Source organism: Paraburkholderia sp. RL17-373-BIF-A, assembly GCF_046030175.1.
Lineage (GTDB): Bacteria > Pseudomonadota > Gammaproteobacteria > Burkholderiales > Burkholderiaceae > Paraburkholderia.
The window spans coordinates 1-1,042 of record NZ_JARESO010000292.1; the positions used below are offsets into that span (position 1 = coordinate 1).

The following is a 1,042-nucleotide window of genomic DNA, read 5'->3' on the forward strand; positions in this document are numbered from 1 at the left end:
TACACGCTGGACATGGCGACAACGTACACGCCGGGGCTTTCCCAGTACAACACCAGGTTTCAGATCGTCCCCACCAAGCTGGTCGGCAAGGACATCACCATCTCGATCGAGTTCGACGGGAAGGGAACATTCATTCCGGGGATGCCTGGCGATAGCGGCGCCGGAAATGTCGGAGCGGGCGTCAGGACGATTTCCGGGATCATCGCCAGAGTCGAGATGACTGGCGTCGATGATCGCCACACGTACTACCGCCTTGTCGTGCGTCCCGCCCTGTGGCTGACCACAAAGACCTCGCGCAGCCGCATATTCCAGAACAGGAGCGTGCTGGATATCACGCGGGACGTGCTGCGCGAGCACCCGGTCCTGTTTGATGTGAAGGTGTCCGCTCACGGATTAAAAGGCGGCTACCCGCTGCGCGACTTCGTACGGCAGGTGTGGGAATCCGACTTCCATTTTCTGACCCGGCTATGGCGCGAATGGGGGATTTACTACTTTGAGGATAACAACAGGCTGGTGTTATGCGACGGACCCGGTGTCCACGAGCCGCACAGGAATGCCTATGACTCGATCCGCTATCACGCGCGCGAGGGTGGGCGCATCGATGAGGAAACCATCTACAGACTGAAGGCGTCGCGCAGGGTCACGGCGGCCAGAGTGACCGTAGTCGATTACGACTATACGCGTGGAGCGCAGAAGTTCGTCGAGGAACATGATGCGTTCGGGGAACTGCACAAGGCCGAGGAACGCCACTGGGGCGACTACTCGCAGCCCCTTGCCGGCGCAACGGGTCTGTCGGGCCAGCCGAACAACTATCTGGAGGAAGCACACTATCTTGCGGGTGTGCGCGCCCATGCGCTTTTCTCGCGCAACGAACGCATCAGGGGCCAGGGCAACCTGCTCGGCCTGAAAACCGGCAGGACATTCTTTCTCACGGATCACCCGGAGGCAGACGTGAATGCCGAGTACCTGGTGGTGTCGACCACACTCGATATCCGCAACGTGACCGAGACGACGATATCGGGCAAGACACCAGGCGCGGGCC

Annotated in this window: 1 protein-coding gene; it reads left to right on the forward strand. The window is 60.5% G+C overall.

What is annotated here, in order from left to right:
- On the forward strand, positions 1 to 1,042 hold a 1,042-nt coding region (locus tag P0D80_RS50425), incomplete at both ends, for a type VI secretion system Vgr family protein (protein ID WP_408296309.1).